General features: G+C 66.2%; 23 protein-coding genes and 2 pseudogenes. 15 read left to right on the top strand and 10 right to left on the bottom strand.

The window, feature by feature from the left end; all coding sequences use genetic code 11:
* Positions 1-110: 110 nt before the first annotated feature.
* Positions 111-746 carry a uracil-DNA glycosylase gene (locus ASG92_RS18060; RefSeq protein WP_056631254.1) on the bottom strand — a complete coding sequence of 212 codons (636 nt, stop codon included), beginning with the start codon at positions 744-746 and terminating at the stop codon, positions 111-113.
* A 398-nt stretch (positions 747-1,144) separates the two neighbouring features.
* Between ASG92_RS18060 and ASG92_RS18055 the strand changes: the two genes are divergently transcribed.
* The 5 genes from ASG92_RS18055 (at position 1,145) to ASG92_RS18035 (ending at position 4,730) form a co-directional block, all read left to right on the top strand.
* Positions 1,145-2,434 (top strand): adenylosuccinate synthase, encoded by a 1,290-nt coding sequence (locus ASG92_RS18055; RefSeq protein WP_056632182.1) that lies wholly within the window; start codon positions 1,145-1,147, stop codon positions 2,432-2,434.
* 132 nt (positions 2,435-2,566) lie between these two features.
* Positions 2,567-2,749, top strand: coding sequence for a hypothetical protein (locus ASG92_RS18050; protein WP_056631250.1), 183 nt, complete (start codon positions 2,567-2,569; stop codon positions 2,747-2,749).
* A 197-nt stretch (positions 2,750-2,946) separates the two neighbouring features.
* Positions 2,947-3,432, top strand: a complete 486-nt coding sequence (locus tag ASG92_RS18045) for a hypothetical protein (RefSeq protein WP_056631246.1) — start codon at positions 2,947-2,949, stop codon at positions 3,430-3,432.
* An 87-nt stretch (positions 3,433-3,519) separates the two neighbouring features.
* Complete coding sequence (locus ASG92_RS18040) at positions 3,520-4,068, top strand: RNA polymerase sigma factor (protein WP_056631243.1); 549 nt, start codon at positions 3,520-3,522, stop codon at positions 4,066-4,068.
* On the top strand, positions 4,065-4,730 hold the full coding sequence (locus ASG92_RS18035) for a hypothetical protein (RefSeq protein ID WP_056631240.1): 666 nt from the start codon (positions 4,065-4,067) through the stop codon (positions 4,728-4,730). Before ASG92_RS18040 ends, ASG92_RS18035 begins: the two co-directional genes overlap by 4 nt.
* A 202-nt stretch (positions 4,731-4,932) precedes the next feature.
* On the opposite strand, the gene ASG92_RS18030 is transcribed toward ASG92_RS18035, so the two are convergent.
* A complete protein-coding gene (locus ASG92_RS18030) occupies positions 4,933-5,427 on the bottom strand; it encodes a CoA-binding protein (RefSeq protein WP_056631237.1) in 495 nt (164 codons plus the stop codon).
* Positions 5,424-5,861 (bottom strand): annotated as a pseudogene (locus ASG92_RS18025) (PLP-dependent transferase); the annotation flags it as partial. The gene ASG92_RS18030 and the pseudogene ASG92_RS18025, both read right to left, overlap by 4 nt.
* Positions 5,862-6,008: 147 nt before the next feature.
* Between ASG92_RS18025 and ASG92_RS18020 the strand changes: the two are divergent.
* Entirely contained in the window at positions 6,009-6,434 is a 426-nt protein-coding gene (locus tag ASG92_RS18020; RefSeq protein ID WP_056631234.1) for a CoA-binding protein, read from the top strand.
* Positions 6,435-6,473: 39 nt separating this feature from the next.
* On the opposite strand, the gene ASG92_RS18015 is transcribed toward ASG92_RS18020, so the two are convergent.
* Positions 6,474-7,502 carry a 2-oxoglutarate and iron-dependent oxygenase domain-containing protein gene (locus ASG92_RS18015; RefSeq protein ID WP_056631231.1) on the bottom strand — a complete coding sequence of 343 codons (1,029 nt, stop codon included), beginning with the start codon at positions 7,500-7,502 and terminating at the stop codon, positions 6,474-6,476.
* Between the two features lie 45 nt (positions 7,503-7,547).
* Here ASG92_RS18015 and ASG92_RS18010 point away from each other — a divergent pair.
* From ASG92_RS18010 to ASG92_RS17985, 6 genes and pseudogenes are all read left to right on the top strand, one after another.
* Positions 7,548-7,940: pseudogene (locus tag ASG92_RS18010) on the top strand (MmcQ/YjbR family DNA-binding protein); the annotation flags it as partial.
* Positions 7,941-8,047: 107 nt separating this feature from the next.
* On the top strand, positions 8,048-8,596 hold the full coding sequence (locus ASG92_RS18005) for a DUF1990 domain-containing protein (RefSeq protein ID WP_056631229.1): 549 nt from the start codon (positions 8,048-8,050) through the stop codon (positions 8,594-8,596).
* Between the two features lie 14 nt (positions 8,597-8,610).
* The gene (locus ASG92_RS18000) at positions 8,611-9,237 is read left to right on the top strand and encodes a hypothetical protein (RefSeq protein ID WP_056631226.1); all 627 of its coding nucleotides are present in this window, start codon (positions 8,611-8,613) and stop codon (positions 9,235-9,237) included.
* Between the two features lie 103 nt (positions 9,238-9,340).
* Positions 9,341-9,658: a putative quinol monooxygenase gene (locus tag ASG92_RS17995; RefSeq protein WP_056631224.1), complete on the top strand. Its 318-nt coding sequence runs from the start codon at positions 9,341-9,343 to the stop codon at positions 9,656-9,658.
* Positions 9,659-9,679: 21 nt separating this feature from the next.
* On the top strand, positions 9,680-9,973 hold the full coding sequence (locus ASG92_RS17990; RefSeq protein WP_056631222.1) for a DUF503 domain-containing protein: 294 nt from the start codon (positions 9,680-9,682) through the stop codon (positions 9,971-9,973).
* A gap of 121 nt (positions 9,974-10,094) precedes the next feature.
* On the top strand, positions 10,095-11,036 hold the full coding sequence (locus ASG92_RS17985; protein WP_240987188.1) for a hypothetical protein: 942 nt from the start codon (positions 10,095-10,097) through the stop codon (positions 11,034-11,036).
* Positions 11,037-11,120: 84 nt separating this feature from the next.
* Here ASG92_RS17985 and purL read toward each other — a convergent pair whose 3' ends face one another.
* The 3 genes from purL to purS are packed head-to-tail and all read right to left on the bottom strand — an operon-like array spanning position 11,121 to position 14,477.
* Positions 11,121-13,454, bottom strand: a complete 2,334-nt coding sequence (gene purL, locus ASG92_RS17980; protein ID WP_056631218.1) for a phosphoribosylformylglycinamidine synthase subunit PurL — start codon at positions 13,452-13,454, stop codon at positions 11,121-11,123.
* On the bottom strand, positions 13,451-14,224 hold the full coding sequence (gene purQ, locus ASG92_RS17975) for a phosphoribosylformylglycinamidine synthase subunit PurQ (RefSeq protein WP_056631215.1): 774 nt from the start codon (positions 14,222-14,224) through the stop codon (positions 13,451-13,453). The genes purL and purQ overlap by 4 nt, the downstream gene beginning before the upstream one ends.
* 1 nt (position 14,225) lies before the next feature.
* Entirely contained in the window at positions 14,226-14,477 is a 252-nt protein-coding gene (gene purS, locus ASG92_RS17970) for a phosphoribosylformylglycinamidine synthase subunit PurS (protein WP_056631212.1), read from the bottom strand.
* A 238-nt stretch (positions 14,478-14,715) separates the two neighbouring features.
* On the opposite strand from purS, the gene ASG92_RS17965 reads away from it, so the two are divergent.
* Together ASG92_RS17965 and ASG92_RS17960 are read left to right on the top strand one after the other, a co-directional pair.
* Positions 14,716-14,901 carry a hypothetical protein gene (locus tag ASG92_RS17965; protein WP_056631209.1) on the top strand — a complete coding sequence of 62 codons (186 nt, stop codon included), beginning with the start codon at positions 14,716-14,718 and terminating at the stop codon, positions 14,899-14,901.
* 319 nt (positions 14,902-15,220) lie between these two features.
* Positions 15,221-18,319, top strand: a complete 3,099-nt coding sequence (locus ASG92_RS17960) for a S8 family serine peptidase (protein WP_056632177.1) — start codon at positions 15,221-15,223, stop codon at positions 18,317-18,319.
* 92 nt (positions 18,320-18,411) lie between these two features.
* Here ASG92_RS17960 and ASG92_RS17955 read toward each other — a convergent pair whose 3' ends face one another.
* The 3 genes from ASG92_RS17955 to ASG92_RS17945 are packed head-to-tail and all read right to left on the bottom strand — an operon-like array spanning position 18,412 to position 20,370.
* Positions 18,412-18,780: a hypothetical protein gene (locus ASG92_RS17955; RefSeq protein WP_056631206.1), complete on the bottom strand. Its 369-nt coding sequence runs from the start codon at positions 18,778-18,780 to the stop codon at positions 18,412-18,414.
* A complete protein-coding gene (locus tag ASG92_RS17950) occupies positions 18,777-19,703 on the bottom strand; it encodes a 3-methyladenine DNA glycosylase (protein WP_157372284.1) in 927 nt (308 codons plus the stop codon). Before ASG92_RS17950 ends, ASG92_RS17955 begins: the two co-directional genes overlap by 4 nt.
* 55 nt (positions 19,704-19,758) lie before the next feature.
* Positions 19,759-20,370, bottom strand: a complete 612-nt coding sequence (locus tag ASG92_RS17945; protein ID WP_056631200.1) for an SSI family serine proteinase inhibitor — start codon at positions 20,368-20,370, stop codon at positions 19,759-19,761.
* A 319-nt stretch (positions 20,371-20,689) separates the two neighbouring features.
* Here ASG92_RS17945 and ASG92_RS17940 point away from each other — a divergent pair, with 319 nt between their 5' ends.
* Entirely contained in the window at positions 20,690-23,056 is a 2,367-nt protein-coding gene (locus tag ASG92_RS17940) for a S8 family serine peptidase (protein WP_240987187.1), read from the top strand.
* The last annotated feature ends 30 nt before the right edge of the window (positions 23,057-23,086 follow it).

Below are 23,086 nucleotides of genomic sequence, written 5' to 3'. Positions count from 1 at the left end.
CCCTCGCTTCGCTCCGCTCAGCCAGGGAACCCTCGGCGGCGGAGGCCCCTGCAAACGACGTCGGCCCCTCACCAGCAGGTGAGGGGCCGACGTCGTTATTCGTGGAAAAGCTAGCTGGCGGCCTTGGCCAGGCCCGTGCGCGCCATGGCGTCCAGGTACACAACGTGCATTTCGTCGAGGTACTGCTGCTGGCGGGCCGGGGTGCCGGCGAAGGCACGGCCGCTGAGCGAGCGGACCTTGTACGTCTTCAGGCCGCGGCGCCACAACAGCGGGACCTCGGTCTTGAGCAGGAGGCCCGCCAGCCGGTTGGCCTCCGTGCCGTGGGCGACGATCACCGAGGCACGCGGCACCAGGGCCAGGAACTTCAGCAGCGGCTTCAGGCCGGCGGAGATCTGGTCAGGGGTGAACTTGCCGTTCGGTTCGCCGGGGGTGTGCCACGGGTGCACGTTCCAGGGCATGATGTACTCCGGCCGGAGGCCGAGCTTCCACTGCACGCCGAGCATGCGGGTGGCGGCGTCGTCGTCGCCCGGGGTGATGAAGCCCGACGGCGAGGCGGCGCCGATGTTGGAGTAGAGGCTGATGATGCGGCATTCATCGACGTCGTGCATGGGGTCGACATAAGGCACCTGGGTGCCCGGCTTGGTGCTCTGCAGGGAGTCGCACAATTCATTAACAGCGGCGACATTGGGTTCGTAACGGCGGCTCAGGAGTTGTTCACGGAAAGATTCAGTAGCCAAGGCTGTCATGTAAGTGCTGTGTCTCCTGCGGGGATCGGTCACGCTGCCGTACCGGAAACGGGCGCGCCAAGTCCGGGTCGGTTTGAAAATGTGGTGTGGATCGATTCCTGGTCGATCCTTATCAGTTTAGCAAGCCCCGCAAAATGTACCGCTCACTGCACCGCCCGCCTCCCGGCGCAACAGGCACCGCAGCGGACGGCCAAAGCAAGACATCCTCTGGCCATCGGCTAAACTTGGGTGGTAAGAGCCCCGGAACTCTTGCGACTTTGTCCATCGGCCAACGCCGAGGGTGCGGTCGCTGACATTCGGGGCATTCTCATGAACGGCGCTGCCTTCCGGCCAGCCACCGCGGTGAAACTCCCGGTGAATGAAACGGAAGTCGGCCCGAACGAATGGGGGAGGATCCCATGCCAGCAATCGTGATCGTCGGAGCCCAGTGGGGCGACGAAGGCAAAGGTAAGGCCACTGACCTGCTCGGGGGCCGCGTCGACTACGTCGTGAAGCCGAACGGCGGAAACAACGCCGGGCACACCGTCGTCGTGGGCGGTGAGAAGTATGAGCTTAAGCTCCTTCCTGCCGGCATCCTGAGCCCGAACGCAGTTCCGATCATCGGCAACGGCTGTGTGGTGAACCTTGAGGCCCTGTTCCAGGAGATCGACGGCCTGGAAGCCCGCGGCGCGGACACCTCCAAGCTGCGCGTCTCCGCGAACGCCCATCTCGTTGCGCCCTACCACCAGGTGCTGGACAAGGTCACCGAGCGTTTCCTCGGCAGCCGTGCCATCGGCACCACCGGCCGCGGCATCGGCCCGGCCTACATGGACAAGGTGGCCCGCCTCGGCATCCGCGTGCAGGACGTCTTCGACGAATCCATCCTGCGCCAAAAAGTTGAAGGCTCGCTTCGCCAGAAGAACGAACTCCTGGTCAAGGTCTACAACCGGCGCAGCGTTGTGGTGGACGAGATCGTTGACTACTTCCTCTCCTTCGCGGAGCGCCTGCGCCCCCTGGTCATCGACAGCACCCTCGTGCTGAACACTGCCCTGGACGAAGGCAAGGTGGTGCTCATGGAGGGCGGCCAGGCCACGTTCCTGGATGTGGACCACGGCACGTACCCCTTCGTCACGTCCTCCAACCCGACCGCCGGCGGCGCCTCCGTGGGCTCGGGCATCGGACCCACACGCATTTCGCGCTCCATCGGCATCATCAAGGCGTACACCACGCGTGTCGGCGCCGGCCCGTTCCCCACCGAACTCTTCGATGAGATGGGCATGTACCTGCAGAAGACCGGCGGTGAGTTCGGAGTCAACACCGGCCGTCCGCGCCGCTGCGGCTGGTACGACGCCGTCCTGGCCCGCCACGCTTCCCGCGTCAACGGCTTCACGGACTATTTCGTCACCAAGCTGGACGTCCTCACCGGCATCGAGCAGATCCCGGTGTGCGTCGCGTACGACGTCGACGGCGTCCGGCACGACGAAATGCCCATGACCCAGACCGAGTTCCACCACGCCAAGCCCATCTTCGAGTACTTCGAGGGCTGGACCGAGGACATCACCGGAGCACGCACGCTGGCCGATCTACCCGAGAATGCCCGCAACTACGTCCTGGCCCTTGAGAAGCTCTCCGGCACGCGCTTCTCCGCGATCGGCGTGGGCCCGGACCGGGACCAGACCATCGTTGTCAACGATCTGATCAACGACTGACGTTCCCGGCTACATCCTCAGCATTTCCGACGGCGGCGGGTCACCTCTCTGAGGTGGCCCGCCGCTGTCCTTGCCGGCAGCCGGCGGAGTGTCGGTCTCCGCTCACCGGCCGTCTGCCCTAAGCTCACTCAGGTGGAAAATCTCAGCATCGATGACACTGAATGCCTGACTGGGGTTCCGGTGTTGGACGGCCAGACCTGCATCGACGATCTCCTCCTGGACCTGGGCGATGTGCTCAGTGTTAATGCCCTGAGCCAGATGCTGTCTGAGGCCGGCGTTGACGGATTTCCGAACGGGCAGCTCCGACTCTTCTGACTTGCCCTCTTCTGACTTGGCGCGGGCCCCTGACTGAGGTGGGCCTTCCGCCGTGGCACATCCCCCCAAAGGAATTCCGGTCGGCGCGTAACCTGCGGCCCCGGCGCTTCGATTACCTCTATGTAAGCGCCGGGTCGGTGGTTGTCCCCATCAGCCTCCAGCCCGGCCTTCAACCAACCAAAGGATGTTTTTTTCTTATGAAGAGTGTTAGCAAGACCACCAGGATTGCTGTCGGAGCCGCCATCATCGCTGTTGGAGGGTTCTCCGGCATCGGACTGGCCAACGCGGCCCAGGTCTCCGGCTCGCAGCACGCAGAGGTGACCCCCGCTACGCCCGCCGTCCCCGCTACCCCCGAGGTCCCGGCTGTACCCGCAGTTCCGGCCTCCCCCTCCGTCAAGGCCCCTGCAGTCAAGACCCCTGCGGTCAAGGGCGCCGAGGTTTCCGGCAAGGCCAAGGTTTCGACCGAGCATGGCTCCGCCGCCGCCAAGGTTGACGCGACCGCCGCCGTTCCCGCCACTCCCGCTGTTCCGGCCACGCCGGCTGTTCCCGGTGGCGCTGGCGTTCCGGCCACGCCTGCTGTCCCTGCCACGCCTGCTGTTCCGGCAGCCCCGGCCGTTCCCGGCGCGGCAGTCCCGGCTGTGCCGGCCGTTCCGTCCGCAGACCTGCCCAAGCTCGGCAAGTAGGCACGGACTTTCCCGAATAGGGCCATATGGCGTGCGGCGGCTAGGCTTACTACCGCCGCACACCAGCCGTAAGGGAAGGACAGCTCCTTGGCAGTTCAGCTGACCGACGACGAATTGTCAGCCGCGTTAGCCGGCGATCCTTCCGGTTTTAGCGCCGTCTACAGCACTATTTCCCCCGCAGTGCTTGGCTATTTCCGGGCCCGTGGCGTTGACGACGCCGAAGCCCTCACGCAGGACGTCTTCGTTGATGTCCTGCCCAAACTCGTTGGCGTCAAAGGCGGTCACTCGGGCCTGCGGACCTTCATTTTCTCGGTCGCCCACGCCCGGCTCGTCGACTACCGGCGCCGGTACGCCAGAACACCCCAGCTGACCGAATACGACCCCCTGGCTGACGAACGGTATTCAAACTCCGCCGAAGACGAGGTCCTCGGCTCGCTGGGCGGCATGTCGTCCACTCTTGCCATGCTCAACGACGAGCAGCGTGAAGTCCTGATACTGCGGATCGTCGCGGACCTCTCCGTCGAACAGGTGGCAGGCATCATGAACAAGACCCCGGGCGCCATCAAACAGCTCCAGCGGCGCGGGCTAATTGCCCTGCGCGAACTCGTCAAGGAAAAGGACCACACACCATCATGAGTGTCTCGCCCACAGGCCGGGAAGAAGGGGATATCCAGGCGATCCTCCAGGATTCCGGGTTCGAAGAGGACGCGGACCTTCGCAGGTCGCTGGAAGACTTGCGCGCGTTCGCCCTGGACGGACCCCCTGAACCGCGTGCTGATCTCCAGGCACTGCTGGCACCTGGCATCGCCAGCCTGGACCTGCGCCGCCGCAACCGGCAGCGCAGGATGGGCATCGTGGTCGGCGCCGCTGTGATCGGGGCCATGGGCCTTGGCGCCGGCGCCGTGGCTGCCTCCGGCGAGGACTTCCGCCGCAGCGTCAGCCATGCCGTGGTGAAGATACTCGAGCCGATCAGCCAGACCCCGGCGTCGAACACCGATGCGCCGCCGCCTTCGCCCTCTGACGTGGCGGTCCCTCCCGCGCCGTCCCCGGCCGCCGTGACGCCGTCTGCGTCAGCGTCAAAGTCGGCCCGGCCGGCCCCCGCGTCCGCTACGCCGGCTCCGGGCAATGCCGCGGCCGACCACGGAGGAAGCCAGGCCAAAACTCCGGCGGTGCCGCTGAGGCCGACGACCGTGCCGGCAACCCCCGTGCCGGCGCCGCCCGGCGCCAGCTCAAGGCCTTTTGCCGGTCTGCTTCCGTTGCTCCACACCGTCCCGGGACCTGTTCCCGGGAAGCCCTGAGCCCGGGAAAACCAGGCAGAAAAAAGTTTAAAAGTTTTTTTCGAAGTGGCGTAACCTTCGGGGCGGCCCTGGCGATTACCTAAGTGAAAGGCCGGGCTGGAATGTGTCCCCCATCAGGTTCCAGCCCGGCCCTTTTTCGCATCCGGCGGCTTCAGCTGCCGTTGAGGCACACCACCTTGCGAGGCCCGCGTGGGCAGTACGCCTAGGCCAGCACCTGCCGCCTCGAGGAGATGACGCCGGTGCCGAAGCCGGCCAGGTGAAGGCCGCCGTGGAAGCGTGCATGTTCAATCTTGACGCAGCGGTCCATTACGACGTCGAGACCGGCGGCTTCCGCTTCCTTTGCCACCTCCTCATGCCACGAGCCCAGCTGCAGCCACAGCGTCTTGGCTCCGGCAGCGATGGCCTCGTCCAGGACACCGGGCAGGTCATCGTGCTTGCGGAACACGTCCACGATGTCCGGGCTCTCGGGCAGGTCGGCCAGCGACGCATACGTGGGTTGCCCCAGGATTTCCTTCACCACCGGGTTCACGAAATACACCTTGTAGCGGGTGGAGGACTGCAGATAGGTGGCCACGAAGTAGCTCGCCCGCGAAGGCTTGTCCGAGGCGCCCACAATGGCGATGGACTTCGCCTGCCGGAGCAGGTTCAGGCGATCCGGCGCTGAGGGGCCTTCCCAGGTGCGGTCTTCCGTACTCATGAACGTGCTCCAATCGTGCAGGTGTCGGCCGACAATGCATCCGCGCGCGGCTTAGACACACCGCCTCGTTCCTCGGCGGCGCGATGCGCCGCTTCCGCGGATACACCGTCGGCCGTGGCCTCCTCTGCCGCGTCCAGGGCCTGGTATAGGTCCCACAGGATGTCCTCGATGTCCTCCAGGCCCACGGAGATGCGGACCAGGTCCTCCGGGACACCTGCCGACTCGAGCTGCAGGGGGCTCAGCTGCTGGTGGGTCGTGGAGCCGGGGTGGATCACCAGGGTCCGGGAGTCGCCCACGTTGGCCAGATGCGAGGCCAGCTGGAGCGACTCGATGAACTTCTGCCCGGCCGCGCGGCCGCCCTTCACGCCGAAGGAGAACACCGAGCCGGGACCCAGCGGCAAATACCTCTGCGCGCGCCCGTAGTGCGGATGGGAGGGAGCCCCGAGTAGTTCACGTAGGCCAATTACGCAAAATTCGCCCATTGTTCCTGCGTCATATTCGTTCACGGCGCAATGGTTCGCCGAAATTTCATTCATTTCTTCGGCAATCGTGTCGAATCGCCGCAGGAGTAAGCTTGATGTATGGCCCAGGTTAACGATCGAGCAGTCATTGAACGCCTCATGCGAACCAAGGGGACGTGGGCGATCGTCGGCCTCACCACCAACGAGTGGCGCTCGGCGTACGACGTCGCGCTGTATGTCCGGGACCGCATGGGCATGGAAATCATCCCGGTGAACCTCCCCGGGGACGACGTCCACGGGGAGAAGGGATACCGCTCCCTGGCGGAGATCCCGGCGGAGAAGCACCCCATCGACGTCGTGGAGTGTTTTGTGAATTCCCAGAAAGTGGGCCCCGTGATTGATCAGGCCATTGCGGTGGGCGCCAAGGCAATCTGGCTGCAGCTGGGAGTCTTCGACGACGCCGCGGTGGCGCGCGCGAGGGCCGCAGGTCTGGACGTTGTGGTGAACTCGTGCCCCGCCCGCGAAGGCTGGCACTTCGGCCTTTGAGCCGCCCATCAGTTTTTGAGCCGGCCCATCAGTTTTTGATCAGGGCTTCATGAGCTGCGGGTAGTGACGTTCTGTCACATCCGGATGGGCGCGCATGCGGCCCTTGAGCATGTTGAGGCCAAAGGAGGCGAGCATCGGGTTGGACGGGTCATCCGAGATACCGCGGGCCTGGGCCTTCAACTCCGCCGGGAGGGGGACCGGCTCGATCATCGCATCTAACCGTGGTGACCAGAAGAACGGCACGGAGTAACGGTCCACACCGGGCGGCGGCGCCTGCACGCGGTGGATGGTGGCGGCGAGATAGCCCTCGGTTGCCACTTCCAGCATCTCGCCAAGGTTCACCACGAGCGCTCCAGGAATGGGCTCCACGGACGTCCACTCGCCGGCTCCCGGCGGGAGCACCTCCAAGCCACCTACCGCGTCCTGAAGGAGGAGGGTGACAAAGCCGTAGTCCGCGTGCGAGCCCACTCCCTGGTCGCCGGCTGCTTCCACAACTCCGCCGACGTAGTGGACAAGCTTGCCCATCCAGGCCGGTGAGTCTCGGAACGGTTCGTCAAAGTAGTCCTCCGGCAGCTGGAGGGAGACTGCGATCGCACGCAGAAGTTCGGCTCCCACCTTCGACATGAGCCCTGCCCAGGCCATCGCGGCCTGTTCCAGCTCCGGCAACGAGTCATCCGGCCACACGTTGTGGCCTTGGAGGAGCCAGTACGGCTGCTCGGGGGGATAATCCGGTACCGGTTCACGGTCGGGAGAGTAGTCGATCTGCTCCCTCGCGTCCGCCCTTCCCTGCGTGACCTCCGTGCCCATCCGGGTATAGCCACGGAAATGCGGGGAGAGCCGGTTGTCCAGCTTCATCCGCTCCTCGAGGGGCAGATCAAAGAAGCGCTTGATGGTTGCCAGGAGATCTTCTGCCTGACCGGGCGCGGCCCCGTAGCCGATGAGTTGGAAGAAGCCGACACGGTGCGCGGCATCGCGGAGCTGTTCAATGAAGTCCGGACTGAACGACCCGTCGGCCTGACGCGCGGCGCCCAAATCCAGAACAGGGATCGTCTCCTGATCCTGTGACATAGTCGCAGACTAGCACCGGCGTGGAAGGCTTTGTAGGCTCGCTGCATGGACACAGCCGAACTCAGGGAAATCTGCCTCAGCTTCCCGGGAGCCTTCGAGGACTTTCCCTTCGGCCCGGAGACGTCCGTCTTCAAGGTCCGTGCGGCTGTGGCCGGAGGCGTGCGGCATGGAGCCAAGATGTTCGCGGCCTCCGCGATGGATCCGGCGGACTGGTCCGTGAGCCTCAAGTGCGAACCGGCGCTGGCGGAACAGCTTCGCGCGGCACACCCCGAAATTACCGGCGCCTGGCACATGAACAAGACGCACTGGAACGGCGTGCGGCTGGACGGGTCGTTGCCGGACGACATGATCCGCGACATGGTGGAGGATTCCTACGACCTTGTTGTGGCGTCGCTGAGCCGCAAGCAGCAGGAGCAGCTTGGCTGGGCGCGTTTGGCCGGGGCCCGTGGCGCGACGTCCGACGACGGCCCTTCCGCCGCCGGCTCCGCTCCCGCCTCCGCTCCCGCCTCCGCTTCCGTCGACGCCGCCGCCACGGGACCGCAGCGTTGACTGAAAAGCGCCTGGCACGCGGCGAGCTCAACTATCCCGGCATCGGATCCACCGAGCACGGCGAGCCCCCGGAGGGATACCCGTGCCTCGTGTCGCAGGCCTACCTCGGCGACGGCCTCGCGCTCTACCGCCGGGTGGCGCAGGGAATGCTGACGTGGGAACTGCAGCGGCGGTCCGGGCTGCGGGTCCGCACCGAGTCCGACGTCGTGGTCCCGGGCGCGCGCGTGGTGAGCGGATTCGGCGTCGGTCCCTTCCGAATCAACGCCCCGTGCGAGGTTGTGTGGGTCCACCATCCTTTGCCGGGCGGCGGGCCGCAGCGTGCCGGCTTCGCGTACGGCACGCTGCCGGGTCACCCCGAGCGGGGCGAGGAAGCGTTCGAGGTAGAGATCGATGTCCAGGACAGGGTTTTTCTGAAGATCACGGCCTTCAGCAGGCACTCCAACTGGTTCTACTCGGCGGGCGGCGCACTGGCCAGGCGGGCGCAGAGCCTCATCACTTCCCGATACATTGAAGGTGCACGCCAACTCGCCACAGGTGAAAGCTGATCAGGAGAAGGTACATGCTGGACCAAAAGACCCTTGACCGCCTATGGAATTTCGAGGATCCGGAGCAGTCCGAGCAGCGTTTCCGGGACGCGATGGCCGACCAGAAGTACGACGCCGACGAAAAGGCCGAGCTCGCAACCCAGCTGGGGCGGGCGATCGGACTGCAGGGCCGCTTTGAAGAGGCGGACGCACTGCTGGATTCAATTGACGGGGAGGACGAGCCAACCATCGGCGTCCGGATCCTGCTGGAGCGCGGGCGGGTGCTGAATTCGAGCGGCCATGCCGCGATGGCCGTGCCGCTGTTCGAACAGGCGGCCGAACTCGGTGACCATCTTGGCGAGGAGTTCCTGGCCGTGGACGCACTGCACATGCTGGCGATGGCGGACTCCGCCCATGCGGAAACCTGGACCCGGAGCGCGCTGGAGTACGCTTCCACCGCCCACGACGCCTTCGCCAGGCGGTGGATGGTGGCGCTGCACAACAACCTGGGCTGGACGCTTCATGGCGCAGGCCGGCTGACGGAAGCCCTGGTGGAGTTCCAGCTGGCCGAACAATGGGCGGAACGGGTGGGAACGCCGGCCCAGCAGCAGTACGCCCGCGAGGCGATCGACGAATGCGAGCAGGCCCTGGCTGGCGGCTGAGGCGGGAGCTGAGCGCGTGGGCCGCGACGCCCGGTGAAAGAATTGACCCTTTGGGGTGCAAGAGCTGACCCCGGCACAATCCACGATTGGAAGGCGATCTCCCGTGATCTTTATTGTCGTTAAATTCAAGGTCAAGCCCGACTGGTCCGAAAAGTGGCTCGACCTCGTGGCTGACTTCACCGAGGCCACCCGGCAGGAGCCCGGCAACCTCTGGTTCGACTGGTCCCGCAGCGTGGACGATCCCCATGAGTTTGTGCTCGTGGAAGCGTTCAAGGACAACGCCGCCGGGGACCACGTCAACAGCGTCCACTTCAAGGAGGCCATGGCGGACATGCCCCAGGCACTCGCGGAGACACCCCGGATCATCAGCCGCCAGCTCGACGGCGAGGGCTGGGACCGGATGGGCGAACTCACCATCTGACCCCGTCGATACGATTAAGCCATGTGGATCGGATGGATTGAGTTCGACATCCTCCTCGGGGACGTCCAGAGCCTGAAGGAGAAGCGCGCCTTCGTCAGGCCGCTGCTGGCGGAGGTCAAACGCCGCTTCGATGTCTCCGTTGCAGAGGTAGGGGACCACGAGCAGTACCGGCGCACGCAGGTGGGGGCCGGCCTCGTCGCCGCCGACCGGGCGCACCTCGTGGAGGTGCTCACCGCCGTCGAGCGTTTTGTGGCCGCGCGGCCGGAGATCGAGCTGCTCAGCGCGCGGCAGCGCGAACTCCACAGCGAGGACTAAAGCTGACCATCGGTTGCTCCGTAACGGCCCTTTTGACCGTCCATAAGGGCCGTTACGCAGCAGTCGATGGAGGGTGTGGATAACTTCTGCACCGCGCACGGGGTTCTGCTCTGATGAATCCATGAAAACCGCACGCCGGCTCCCCGAGGAGTTAGAAGGACGCCCGTTCACCGTCGCCGAGGCCAGCCGAGCCGGCGTCACCCCGAAGCGGTTGCGCCACGGGTCGCTGACGGCTTTGGGAAGAGGCATCCGATCGAAGGGCCCGACGTCGGCGCTCCCTTTGAGCGTCCGGGTGCGGCCATTCATCGAGGTCAACGACGGATGCGCCGCATCCCACCTCACCGCCGCGGAGCTCTCATCGCTGCCGCGTCGCCGGCAGAAGGAGGCACTGCAGATGTACCACGTGATCCGACCGGAGGGCGCCGCCCATCTCAACCGCCCCCATGTGATCGTCCACCGCATGAAGCTCTATGAGGACGAGGTCACCGTGCTGGACGGGATCCCAATAACCACTCCGGAGCGCACATGGCTGGACCTGGCCGAAATGCTAAGTGTTGACGAACTCGTGGTCGCCGGTGACAGCTGCGTCCGTGTTCCGCGTGCCGAACTGGAGGGCAGGGACATGCCGCTGTGCAGTCTGGATGACCTCCAGCGGATGATCGACCGGCATAAGGGAAAGCGCGGCATCCGCAAAGCCAAGGAAGCCATCAAGCTCATCCGCGTAGGCTCCGACTCCCCGCAGGAGTCCGTGCTGCGGCTGGCCATGAAAAGGGCCGGGCTACCCGAGCCGGAACTGAACGTGCCCATCATCGACGACGACGGAACCAGGCACCATCGGCCGGACCTCTCGTACCGAAAATACAGGATCGGCATCGAATACGAGGGTGAGCACCATGGCGACGAAGGGCAGATTGTCCGGGATATCGCCCGCTCCGAGAGATACGAATCTTTGGGCTGGACGGAGGTCCGCATCTCCAAGCGCCACATGGTCAACGACGCCAAGGCCGCGGTGGCCAAAGTCCGGACGGCCTTGGTCCGGGCCGGCTGGCGGCCTGGCCGTTAACGAACGACTGCTCCGTAACTGCCCTTCTGAGCGATCAAAGGGGCAGTTACGGAGCAATCGATGGAGGTTGGGCGGCGGTGGGGACTAGCCGAAGTACTTCGGCAGGGTGGCCTCGTGGGCTTCGCGGAGCGACTCGAGCGGGAGCGTATCCACGCCGTTGATCTCCAGCTGGCCGCTGGCTGCATCCACCACGCCGATGCGCGTGTGGGCAAAGCCGCGGGCGGTGCACATGTCCGTGAAGCGGACCTCCTCGGAGCGCGGGACGCCCACGATCGCGCGGCCCTGGGACTCGGAGAACAGCGCCGTGAACAGGTCAACGCCGTCGCGGTCCAGGACATCCTGGAGCGCGATCCGGGCACCGACGCCGTAGCGCAGCGAGGACTCTACGAGGGCTGCCGCGAGGCCGCCTTCGGAGAGGTCGTGCGCGGAGTCCACCATGCCGTCGCGGGAGGCGTTGATCAGGATTTCACCCAGCGCGCGTTCGGCGGCGAGGTCAACCTTGGGCGGCAGCCCGCCGAGGTGGCCGCGCATGTTGGACCATTCCGAGCCGTCCAGTTCTGCCGCCGTCGTGCCCAGCAGGTAGATGGCCTGGCCGTCCTCGCGCCAGCCCGACGGCGTGCGGCGGGCGACGTCGTCCAGCTTGCCCAGCACCGCCACCACAGGGGAGGGGTGGATGGGCGTGGTGCCGGTCTGGTTGTACAGCGAAACGTTGCCGCCGGTGACCGGGATGCCGAGTTCCATGCAGGCGTCCGAGAGGCCGCGGATGGCCTCGGCAAGCTGCCACATGACGTCCGGGTCCTCGGGGGAGCCGAAGTTCAGGCAGTCGCTGACGGCCATCGGCACGGCGCCGGAGGTGGCGACGTTGCGGTATGCCTCGGCCAGCGCCAGCTGCGCGCCGTGGTACGGGTCGAGGTAGGTGTAGCGGCCGTTGGCGTCGGTGGCCAGGGCCACGCCCAGCCCGGTTTCCTGATCCACGCGGACCACCCCGGCATCGTCCGGGAACGCCATCGAGGTGTTGCCGCCGACGTAGCGGTCGTACTGGTTGGTGATCCAGGACTTGTCGCACATGTTGGGCGAGGCAACCAGCTCGGTGACGGCGGCGGCCAGTTCCGCAGGGGCGGAGGGGCGGCCGGCATCCTGCACGGACCCGGTGAAGGTATCGGCCTGGACGGCGTCCTGCCATTCCGGGCGGGCATACGGGCGGTCGTAGACCGGGCCGTCGTGGGCAACGGTGCGCGGGTCGACGTCGACGATGACCTCGCCTTCCCACGTGATGATCAGGCGGCCGGTATCAGTCACCTCGCCCAGCCAGGAGTACTCCACGGCCCACTTGTCCATGACGGCTTCAAAAGCGGCGATGTTCTCGGGCGTGACCACGGCCATCATGCGTTCCTGCGACTCGGACATCAGGATTTCGCCCGGCGTCAGAGTGGGGTCGCGGAGCAGGACGGAGGTCAGTTCAACCTCCATGCCGCCGTCGCCGTTGGAGGCGAGCTCGGACGTGGCGCAGGAGATACCTGCGGCGCCCAGGTCCTGGATACCCTCAACCAGGGAACCCTTGAACAGCTCCAGGCAGCACTCGATCAGGACCTTCTCGGCGAAGGGGTCGCCCACCTGGACGGCGGGGCGCTTGGAGGGCTTGGTGTCGTCGAAGGATTCCGAGGCCAGCACGGAGGCGCCGCCGATTCCGTCACCGCCGGTGCGGGCGCCGAACAGCACCACCTTGTTGCCCTTGCCGGAGGCGTTGGCGAGGCGGATGTCCTCGTGGCGCATGACGCCGACAGCCAGCGCGTTGACCAGCGGGTTGCCCTGGTATACAGAGTCGAAGACCATTTCACCGCCGATGTTCGGCAGGCCCAGCGAGTTGCCGTAGCCGCCGATGCCGGCCACTGCACCGTGCATGACGCGGGCGGTGTCCGGGTGGTCAATGGCGCCGAAACGCAGCGGATCCATTACGGCCACCGGGCGGGCGCCCATGGAGATGATGTCGCGGACGATGCCGCCGATGCCGGTTGCGGCACCCTGGTAGGGCTCCACGAACGACGGCGAGTTGTGGGACTCGATCTTGAACGTCACGGCCCAGCCGTCGCCCAGGTTGGTGACACCGGCATTTTCGCCGATGCCCACCAGCATGTCCTTCTTCATCTCCTCGGTCACCTTTTCGCCGAACTGGCGCAGGTGGTTCTTGGAGGACTTGTACGAGCAGTGCTCGCTCCACATCACGGAGTACATGGCGAGCTCGGGGCCGGTCGGGCGGCGGCCCAGGACCTTCACGACCTCATCGAACTCGTTCTGCTTCAGGCCGAGTTCGGCCCAGGGCAGTTCGGTGTCCGGGGTCTTGGCCGCGTTCTCGACCGTGTCGATGTTGAACTTCCCTGCGGTCTCCACGGGCGCCGCCACTGAGGGTGTCTCCGTCATTTGTTTGCTCCCACGATCTTGTTCAGGACAGAGGTGAAGAAGGCGAGGCCGTCGGTGTCCGATCCGCCGATTCCGTCGAGGGACTCGGGACCGTAGCCCACCTCCACCGCGTGCTCCGGGTGGGGCATGAGACCCACCACGTTGCCGGCGGCGTTGGAGATGCCGGCGATGTCGCGGCGGGAGCCGTTCGGGTTGAAGCCCACGTAGCGGAACACCACGCGACCTTCGGCCTCGAGGGCGTCGAGGGTTTTCTCGTCCGCGATGTACTGGCCGTCCTGGTTCTTCAGCGGCACCGTGATCTCCTGGCCCGCCTCATAATCGAGGGTCCAGTCGGTGCTGTTGTTTTCAACCCGCAGCACCTGGTCGCGGCACATGAACTTCAGGTGGTCGTTCTTGATCATGGAACCGGGCAGCAGGTGCGACTCGGTGAGGATCTGGAAGCCGTTGCAGATGCCCAGCACGGGCAGCCTGGCATCGGAGTTAGCGGCGTCAATGATCTTGGACATCAGCGGAGCAAAGCGCGCGATGGCGCCGGCGCGGAGATAGTCGCCGTAGGAGAATCCGCCGGGAATGACGACGGCGTCCACGTCACCGAGGGCGTTGTCCGCGTGCCAGAGCGGCACGGGGGTGCCGCCGGCGAGGCGGACCGCGCGGGCGGCGTCGCGGTCATCAAGCGTTCCGGGGAAGGTGACGACGCCGATGCGGGCGCCGGCCAGCCGCGGCTCGGCGGCAACGGCGATTGCCTCGCCGATCAGGGGGAGTTCAGTCATTTCAGGCCTCGACGACCTCGACGTTGACGACGTCCTCGATCACGGGGTTGGACAGCAGGGTCTCCGCGGCCTCGCGGGCCTGGGCCAGGATTGCATCGGTCACCTCGCCGTCGACGGTCAGTTCGAAACGCTTGCCCTGGCGGACAGAGCTAAAGCTGGTGAAGCCCAAGCGGGGGAGTGCACCCACGATGGCCTTCCCCTGCGGGTCCAGAATCTCGGGCTTGGGCATGACGTCAACAACGATCCGGGGCATCCGGTAACTCCTGTGCGTGAGCATTGGGTAAGGGCGCAGCGGAGTGGTGCCGTCTCACGCCATTCCTCTGTGGCCTGGGTGGTACAAATGGCACAACATGGACGAGCGCTCCGCGAGCTTGCTTCCCCATTCTACCGGCCCCGGCGCCGCACTCCGTATTCGGGACCGCCGGCACCGGGGCGCATGCAGGACGACGGCGGCTCTGGTCCGCCGTCCCCGCCGTCAGTAGGATTGCGGAATGGGTGAGAAACCGAAATCCGTACTGTTGCCGATGGTTGCTGCCGCCGTGTTCGCGGGGCTGGGGAAGATGGTTCTCCAGAAGATCAAGGCTAACCGCGCTGCCAGGCAGAACCGGGTCGCAGGCCCGGTGGACGAGAAGACGCGCCAGTGGATCAGTGACGTGGTCCGCACGCCCCGGCAGTAGCCGGCCCAAAAAGCTCCAATACCGCATGCCGCCACGGCGGGTGCCCCTCGCGGGCGCCCGCCGCTGCTTCTTAAGGCCCCCTTGCCGAGTGACAACAGCAAAATTTGTGTTTGTGTCCTATGTCATAACTACCTCCCGGTAGGTACTGTGGGATCGGCTGCCGTTCGCATGGCCTGACAAGACCTGTCAACCAGCGTGACACGACACCATTGCGCCCGGCGGCGTGGCCGGGGCCGTTCCTTATGAAAGGTTCAAATCACTCGTGAAATCAGCAGGAATAAGCTTCTTCCGAAGCCGGGGGGCCCGGAAAGCGGCGGCACTGTGTGTCGGTTTGCCTTTGCTCCTTTCATCCTTCGCAGCCTTGCCAGCGACCGCCGCCCCGATCCAGGGCGCGTCGCAGGCAGCCCAGCAAAAGAACATCGATCCGAACAACTACCAGGCGGGCCGCTACATTGTGGTCCTGACCGAAAAGCCCGCGGCCACGTACGACGGCGGCACGCCGGGGCTGCAGGCCACCAAACCGCGATCGGGCCGGAAACTGGACGCGGACCGGGCCGAGGTGCAGCGGTACCAGGCCCACCTTGAGGCGAAGCAGACCGCGGTGGCCCGGCAGGAAAACGTACAGATCCGGCACCGCTACACCGCGGCGCTAAACGGCTTCAGCGCAACGCTGACCGCGGACCAGGCCGTGAACCTCGCCAAGAACCCCGGCGTCCTCGCCGTCGCACCGGACACCCAGCGGGCACCGGATTACTCCACCACCGATTTCCTGAAGCTCAGCGGGGCCAACGGCACGTGGAACACCCAGTTCGGCGGCCAGGACGGCGCGGGCAAGGGCGTCGTGGTGGGCGTCATCGACTCCGGGTACACGCCCTCCAGCGAGTTCTTCGCCGGCAGCGAGGTGAAGCCACTCACCGGCGATCCGCAGGTCGGCGTCCCGTACCGCACCGGCGACGGCAAAATCGCCATGCTGAAGTCCGACGGCAGCACCTTCGAAGGAGAATGCCAGAAGGGCGAAGGGTTTAACGGCAGCGCCTGCAACTCCAAGGTCCTGGGAGCGCGCTACTTCTCCGACGGCTTTGAGGCAACGGTGGCCAAGAAGGACCGCGCACCGGAAGAGCTCATCTCCCCCGTGGACGTCGGCAGCCACGGAACCCACACCGCCAGCACCGCCGCCGGCAACGCCAACGTGGAAACGTTCGTGGACGGCCGCAGCTTCGGCCTCACGAGCGGCGTTGCCCCAGCCGCCAAACTCTCGATCTACAAGATCTGCTGGGAGGACAATGACCCCGCCACGGGCGGCTGCTACACCTCCGCGTCCATCGATGCCATCAACCAGGCCGTGCTGGACGGCGTTGACGTCCTGAACTACTCCATCTCCGGAACCACGTCCACCACCACGGATCCGGTGTCCCTGGCGTTCCTGTCGGCCGCCTCCGCCGGGATCTTTGTGGCGGCCTCGGCCGGTAACTCCGGCCCCGACGACAGCACGGTGAACCACGGGGAGCCGTGGGTCACCACCGCCGCGGCCAGCAGCTTCTCCCAGGAGTTGCAGGGCACGGTGGAGTTCTCCGACGGCAGCAAGTTCCGGGGCGCCAGCATCATGAACCGCGAGGTTGCCGGCGCCGGCGTTGTGCTTGCCGCCGATGCAGCTTCCGGGCAGGATCCGGCTCCGCGGCTGTGTGGCCCGGGCTCGCTGGACCCGGCGAAAATCGCCGGGAAAGTCGTGGTCTGTGACCGCGGCACGTATGACCGCGTGGCCAAGAGCGCCGAGGTGGCGCGCGGCGGCGGCGTCGGGATGATCCTGGTGAACGTGACCGCATCGTCGCTCGACGCAGACAAGCACTCCGTGCCCACCGTCCACGTGAACCCGCCCGCCACCGAGACGATCAAGGCCAAGGTCGCGGCTAACCCGGCCATCACCGTTTCCCTCGTCAACAAGGACACCACGGGACTGCCCGCCGAGGCCCAGCCCCAGATCGCCGGCTTCTCCTCGCGCGGACCGCTGATTGCCACGGACTCGGATCTGCTGAAGCCCGACGTCGCAGCGCCCGGCGTTGCTGTACTCGCCGGTGTCTCGCCGATTGGTGCCGGCGGCGACAAGTTCGGATTCATGTCCGGCACGTCCATGGCCTCACCCCACGTGGCCGGTTTCGGCGCCCTCATCCTGGGCAAGAACCCGGCGTGGTCTCCGGCAGCCGTGAAATCGGCCATGATGACCACCGCGGGCGACGTCAAGCTCGCTGACGGCACGAAGAACACCGACGTGCTGGCCACCGGTGCGGGGCAGGTGGATCCCGCCCGTGTACTGGATCCGGGACTGGTCTACGACGCCGACGGCGATGACTACCTCAGGTTCATCCAGGGAACCGGCGTCGATCTGGGCATGCCCGGCCTGGGCGTCACCAAGCCCCGCGACATGAACGTCCCGTCCTTCTCCCTCGGCAACCTTGCCGGCAGCATCGAGGTCACCCGCACGGTGACCGCGCTGACTCCTGGCGTTTACCGCGCCAAGGCCAGCGTGCCGGGAGTGAAGGTCACGGTGACCCCGTCCATCCTGCAGTTCGGCGCAGCCGGCGAGAAGCGCACGTTCAAGGTGTCCTTCGAAAACCAGAGCGCAAAGCTGGGGAGCTTCGCCACGGGTTCGCTCACCTGGCAGGGGGCGAACAAGAACGTGGCATCGCCGATCGCGGTCCGTCCGCAGTCGGTCGTGGCGCCCAAGAACGTCGCGTTCACGTCCGCGGCAGGCAACGGGGCCGGGAACATCAGCATCGTCTCGGGTTCCAGCTCGCCCACGAACGTGACGCTGGACGGACTGTCCAAAGCGGACTCCTCCGCCATTGAACTGGTTCCCGGGCCTTTCAAGTACGCGGCCGATGCCTCGAACTTCGTCAAGACCGTGGAGGTCCCGGCCAACGTCCCGCTGGCCAAGCTGTCCGTGTTCTCCGCGGATGAACGGGCCGACTTCGACATGGTAGTCATCACGCCCAGCGGCCAGGGGATCGTCGTCGCCACGGCCGCGGCCAGCGAATCGGTTTCCATCCCTAACCCGGCCCCGGGCACGTACCGGATGTTCGTGAATCTGTACGACAGTCCCAACGGCCAGGCCACCAAGGCATCCGTGGACGCGGCGGTCCTTGGCGCAAACGAGGGCAACGCAACCGTTACCCCCGACCCCGTGCGGCTTGCCAACGGCAAGGCCGGCCAGCTCGCCTTGGCGTGGAAGGACCTCGCCCCGGGTTCCTACATTGGCCGGGTGACATTCGACGGTGCCAGTGCCCCGACGTTCGTCACCGTTGTGGTGACACCGGGAGGCACTGCAGGGGTCCCGCCGGCTTCGGACGATCCGAAGAAAAAGCAGGAAACGGGGAAGGTCGTCAATGACGACCTGACGCGGACACCGGATAACTCCATCTAGGAAGGTCCCGGATCCGGGTTCCCTTGGATTCCTGACAGCAATGGCCGGCGGTTAGCCCCGCCGGCCACTGCTGTTAAGCGGCAGTGCCAGGCTCAGATGGCACCGGCAGACCCGGCAATTCCGCCCAGGAGCGGGGACAATGCACGCCAGCGCGCAATCTCGCAGCCGTCCGTCAGGGAGAACCGCGACTGTACCGTGCGTCCGCCAAAGTGGCCGGTCACCACTGCCACCTGAGGACCGCCGTACTGCTGCGTGCAGAGTTTGGGCGGGCCGGGCTCGGGGAAGAAGATCCGTTCGCCGAAGCGTTCGACGGCGGCAACCGCCCCTGCCGGGTCCGGCAGCGTTGATTCGGCGAGCCGGCCGGAACGGCAGACCAGCGTAAAGACGTGGGCAGGAGCTCCGGGCGCCTCGGTCAGGGTGACGGTCAGGTCGAAGTCGGGCGCCGGGGCCGTGGTGCTCACTGCCGTTCCTCCGGGCCGAGGGCGTCGAACAGGGGCGCCAACTCCGCCAACAGCCGGCTCCGCAAGACCTGGGCCTCGGCGGAGAAAGCCCGCTGGTGCTCCACGTATGCGGCCTTGCCCGCTGCCGTCTCTATTGGAATCGGCGGGTAGCCCCAGTCCGTGAGGTCGTACGGGGAGGCCTGCATGTCCATGGCCCGTACCCGCCAGGACAGCTCGAAGCAGTCCATCACGAGTTCGCTGGGCAGGGCGGGTGAGAGCTTGTAGGCCCATTTGTACAGATCCATGTTCGCGTGCAGGCAGCCTGGCTGCTCCATGGTCCGCTGGTTCTCCCTGCTTGGCGAGAGTTCGTTCAGCGGCACGGCATCCGGCGTGTAGAACCGGAACGCGTCAAAGTGCGAGCAACGGATCCTGTTGTCCTCGACCACCTTGTCGGTGCCGGCGGCGCCCAGCCGCAGTGTCAGGTACTCGTGGCGGAGTTCGAATTTTTCCTGGCGGTAGACCATGGCCCATTCATGCAGACCGAAGCATCCGAACTGGGCCGGGCGGGCGGCCGTGCCTGCCAGGATGACCTGGCCAAAGAGCAGCGCGTCGCGGCGTTCGGCGAGGAACGAGTCCCGGTCCAGGGTCACGGCAACGCTGCCGGCGGGCAGGCCTGCAGCAGCGAGTTCGCCGGTACCGAGCGTGCGGTAGTACTTCCAGCCCGTGCGCGCCGCTGCCTCCGCGCCAGAGAGCACGGTACCGTCCCCCGGATGCCAGCGCATGAGCTGGCCCGGCTTTTGCGTGTAGTAGGTGAAGAGGAAATCCTCCACCGGATGCTTGCGGCCGGATGATCGTCGCGCAAGGTAGGGGTCGGCGTAACGGCGAACGCGCTCGGCATGGGCGGCTTCGCGCGCCCTCCAGTCGCCTGGAAGAAGCGCGTGCAGCCGGGCGGCCGGAGTCGAGGCCGGGCCCGGCAATGTCCTGGCCTGCCCCACAGTCCTAGACAGACCCACTGGAGGAGCCCAGGACGTCCTGAGCGGCGTTCCACGCGCCGATCTCGCAGCCGTCGCGCAACTCGAACGTTGTCTCGACCGGCGTGCCGTCGACCACTCCCGTGACGGTGGCAACCTGCGGGCCCCCGTATTGCTGGGTGCAGGAGACGTCCTTGCTGGGCGCAGCGCGGTTCAGGATGGCGGCATTGTTCTTCAGTGCCGTGCAGGCCGCGGCGGCCTTGGGGTGCTGGCTTTCGGCAACGGGGGCGCCGCCCTTGCACACCAGCGTGTAGTTGACTGCCGTCCCGTCTTTGGAGGTCTTCACAGTGATGGAGAGCTCGGCGTCACCGGCTCCGGGGCCCGACGGCAGCGGCGAAGCGGCCGGCGGCGGCGGGGCGGGAACGGTGGTCTCGGCGTCGGGCGGTATGGTGCCCGGCGCCGGGCTGCCAGGCGTAGACGTTCCCGGCCCGGGCGTGGCGCCCGGTGACTGCGTTCCGGTGCCCGGGGATTCGCTTGTGGGCGTCGGCGAAGGCTGGCCGGTTCCGGTGTCAGGGGTGCAGGCGGCGAGGCCGCCCGTCGCTCCGAGGGCGAGCAGCACAGAAATCAGTAGCTTGCGCATGCCGGGTCTCCTCAAGTTTTTCCTATTCTACCGTCGGCGGCTTCCGGCTGCCGGAACGGGGCGGTAACGGTATCCGGCGCTTGCTAACGGAAGGGTATCGATTCTTTGCGGCGTCCGCGGTATCTTTCTGACATCGACGGGTGCGCGGCAACAACCAAAGAGTGATGACGCCCATGGGGGGCAGAGCGTCCAGTTCGTGGGACCGAAGGTCTACAGGTCCAAGAACAAAGGAAGGCATCTCCCCATGACCCCCCATCCAGAAACATCCCGCCCCGGATTGAGCAGACGGCTACCCGCAGTATTGGCCGTTGGTCTTGCAATGGTCATCAGCCAGGGCATCGCCGGGCCGACGGCGGCCGCGCCGGGGCCGTCGTCCGGACAGGCATCCGCACAGGCGGCCGCCCGCTCCGGCGACTCACCGTTGGACGATGGCCGCTACATCGTCATGCTCAAGGACAAGCCGCTGGCCACATATTCAGGCGGTGTGCCCGGCATTCCCGGCACGGCGGTCCCGAAGGGCAAGAAACTGGACCCCTCCGGCCCCAACTCGCGTAAGTACGACGCGCACCTCAAGGCCAAGCAGAGGCAGGCGGCCGCTGCGAAGGGCGTGACGATCACCAGGAGCTTCACCCTGGCCGTCAACGCCTTCAGCGCCGTACTTTCGGCGGCACAGATCAAGGGGCTGGCCAGCGACAACAACGTGCTGGCCGTGGTTCCTGACAGCCTGCGCAAGCCCGACTACTCCACCAGCGATTTCCTCGGCCTTCCCGGCGGCGACGGCGTTTGGGAAAAGCACTTCGGCGGCGAAAGCGATGCCGGCAAGGGCGTAGTAGTGGGAATGCTGGACACCGGCTACTCGCCGGACAATCCGTTCTTCGCCGGTGACGAGGTGAAGTCACTCTCGGGCCGCTCCAAGGTGGGCGAGCCCTTCCGTCTCCAGGACAACGTCATTGGCATGCAAAAGGCCAACGGCGGAACGTTTGTGGGTACCTGCGTGAGCGGTGACGGCTTCGACGGCACGGAGTGCAACAGCAAAGTGCTCGGTGCCCGGTTCTACGACCAGGCCTACAAGGCTGCGGTGCCCCCTGAGCTGCGGTCGCCGCTGGAAAAGTTTTCCCCGCTGGACGTCAACGGCCACGGTTCGCACACGGGCAGCACTGCTGCCGGGAACAGCGACGTGACCCAGGTGGCGGGCGGACGGGACTTCGGTAAGAGCTCGGGCGTTGCGCCGGCGGCGAAGATCGCCGTATATAAGGTCTGCTGGGAAGGCGCGGTCCCTGAGGCGACGGGGTGCCTGGAATCCGACATCCTCAACGCCATCCAGGATGCCGTCCTGGACGGCGTGGACGTACTGAACTACTCCATCTCCGGCAACAATAATTCAACGGTTGACGCCGTATCCCTGGCCTTCCTCAATGCTGCGGCGGCAGGGGTGTTTGTGGCGACGTCGGCAGGCAACTCCGGTCCGTTTGCAGGCACGGTGAACCATGCGGGTCCCTGGCTGACCAGCGTTGCGGCCTCCACGTTCGACAACTCCCTGCGCGGAACCGCTGAGCTGTCCAACGGCGCGAAATTCGCAGGAGCCAGCGTGATGAGCACCGAGGTGAACTCGAAGCCCATCGTCCTTGCAGTTACCGTGAAGGCGGCCGCTGCCGTGGACGCCAACGCGGCCCTCTGCGCTCCGGACACACTGGACCCGGCCAAGGCGGCCGGAAAGATCGTGGTCTGCGACCGGGGTGTGGTGCCTCGCGTCGCCAAGAGTGAAGAGGTGAAGCGGGCCGGCGGCGTGGGCATGGTGCTGGTCAACCTGACCCCCGGCTCCCTGGACGCGGACCTGCACAGTGTTCCCACGGTCCACGTCGACGACCCCAAGATCAAGGATGTGGTCACGGCGAATCCGGGGCTGACGGCCAGCCTCAAGGCCACTGACACCACAGGCGCGAAACTGCCGCCGGTGCCGCAGATTGCGGAATTCTCCTCCCGCGGGCCGACGCTTGCATCCGACGGCGACCTTCTGAAGCCGGACGTCACGGCCCCCGGCGTGGCAGTGCTCGCGGCCGTTTCGCCGATCGGTTTCAAGGGCGAGGACTTCGGATTCCTGTCCGGCACCTCCATGGCGGCGCCGCACATTGCGGGCTCCGGTGCCCTGCTGCTCGGCAAGAACCCGCAGTGGTCGCCGGCGGCTGTGAAGTCCGCCATCATGACCACCGCCCATGACCTGGTCAACGCTGATGGTGCAGCCGTGCATGACGTCTTCGCCCAGGGCGCCGGGCATGTGGATCCGGCCAAGTTCTCGTCGCCGGGGCTGGTCTATGACGCCGGAATTGCGGACTGGATGGGCTTCCTCCAGGGGCAGGGATTCCAATTGGGCGTGGCGCCGATCGCCGCCAAGGATGTCAACGTGCCGTCAATAGCGCTTGGTGCGCTGGCCGGCAGCCAGACCGTCACCCGCACCGTCACGGCGGTGACAGCGGGAACCTACCGGGCGGCCGTCACGCTTCCCGGCATCACGGCGACGGTAAGCCCTGCCGAGGTGACCCTGGCTGAAGGTGAAAGCGCGACCTTCACTGTCACGTTCACCACCGCCAGAGCTGCGCTGGACACCTATTCCATGGGCTCGCTGACATGGACATCGTCCGAGAACAGCGTCCGCTCTCCGGTGGCGGTGCGGCCCGTCGCGCCATAGCGCCTGGCGGCCGCCCGGGCAGGGGCAGCA

Source organism: Arthrobacter sp. Soil736, assembly GCF_001428005.1.
GTDB lineage: Bacteria > Actinomycetota > Actinomycetes > Actinomycetales > Micrococcaceae > Arthrobacter.
The sequence above is the reverse complement of the archived record's forward strand: the minus strand, read 5'-3'. Positions and strand labels throughout refer to the sequence as shown.

Coding starts and splice junctions, on each gene's coding strand:
- ASG92_RS17940 (WP_240987187.1), top strand. CDS start 20,690: ATGGTCATCAGCCAGGGCATCGCCGGGCCGACGGCGGCCGCGCCGGGG.
- ASG92_RS17965 (WP_056631209.1), top strand. CDS start 14,716: ATGGGTGAGAAACCGAAATCCGTACTGTTGCCGATGGTTGCTGCCGCC.
- ASG92_RS17985 (WP_240987188.1), top strand. CDS start 10,095: ATGAAAACCGCACGCCGGCTCCCCGAGGAGTTAGAAGGACGCCCGTTC.
- ASG92_RS18020 (WP_056631234.1), top strand. CDS start 6,009: ATGGCCCAGGTTAACGATCGAGCAGTCATTGAACGCCTCATGCGAACC.
- ASG92_RS17990 (WP_056631222.1), top strand. CDS start 9,680: ATGTGGATCGGATGGATTGAGTTCGACATCCTCCTCGGGGACGTCCAG.
- ASG92_RS18055 (WP_056632182.1), top strand. CDS start 1,145: ATGCCAGCAATCGTGATCGTCGGAGCCCAGTGGGGCGACGAAGGCAAA.
- ASG92_RS18030 (WP_056631237.1), bottom strand. CDS start 5,427: ATGAGTACGGAAGACCGCACCTGGGAAGGCCCCTCAGCGCCGGATCGC.
- ASG92_RS18060 (WP_056631254.1), bottom strand. CDS start 746: ATGACAGCCTTGGCTACTGAATCTTTCCGTGAACAACTCCTGAGCCGC.
- ASG92_RS18035 (WP_056631240.1), top strand. CDS start 4,065: ATGAGTGTCTCGCCCACAGGCCGGGAAGAAGGGGATATCCAGGCGATC.
- ASG92_RS18045 (WP_056631246.1), top strand. CDS start 2,947: ATGAAGAGTGTTAGCAAGACCACCAGGATTGCTGTCGGAGCCGCCATC.
- purS (WP_056631212.1), bottom strand. CDS start 14,477: ATGCCCCGGATCGTTGTTGACGTCATGCCCAAGCCCGAGATTCTGGAC.
- ASG92_RS18015 (WP_056631231.1), bottom strand. CDS start 7,502: ATGTCACAGGATCAGGAGACGATCCCTGTTCTGGATTTGGGCGCCGCG.
- ASG92_RS18000 (WP_056631226.1), top strand. CDS start 8,611: ATGCTGGACCAAAAGACCCTTGACCGCCTATGGAATTTCGAGGATCCG.
- ASG92_RS17945 (WP_056631200.1), bottom strand. CDS start 20,370: ATGCGCAAGCTACTGATTTCTGTGCTGCTCGCCCTCGGAGCGACGGGC.
- purL (WP_056631218.1), bottom strand. CDS start 13,454: ATGACGGAGACACCCTCAGTGGCGGCGCCCGTGGAGACCGCAGGGAAG.
- purQ (WP_056631215.1), bottom strand. CDS start 14,224: ATGACTGAACTCCCCCTGATCGGCGAGGCAATCGCCGTTGCCGCCGAG.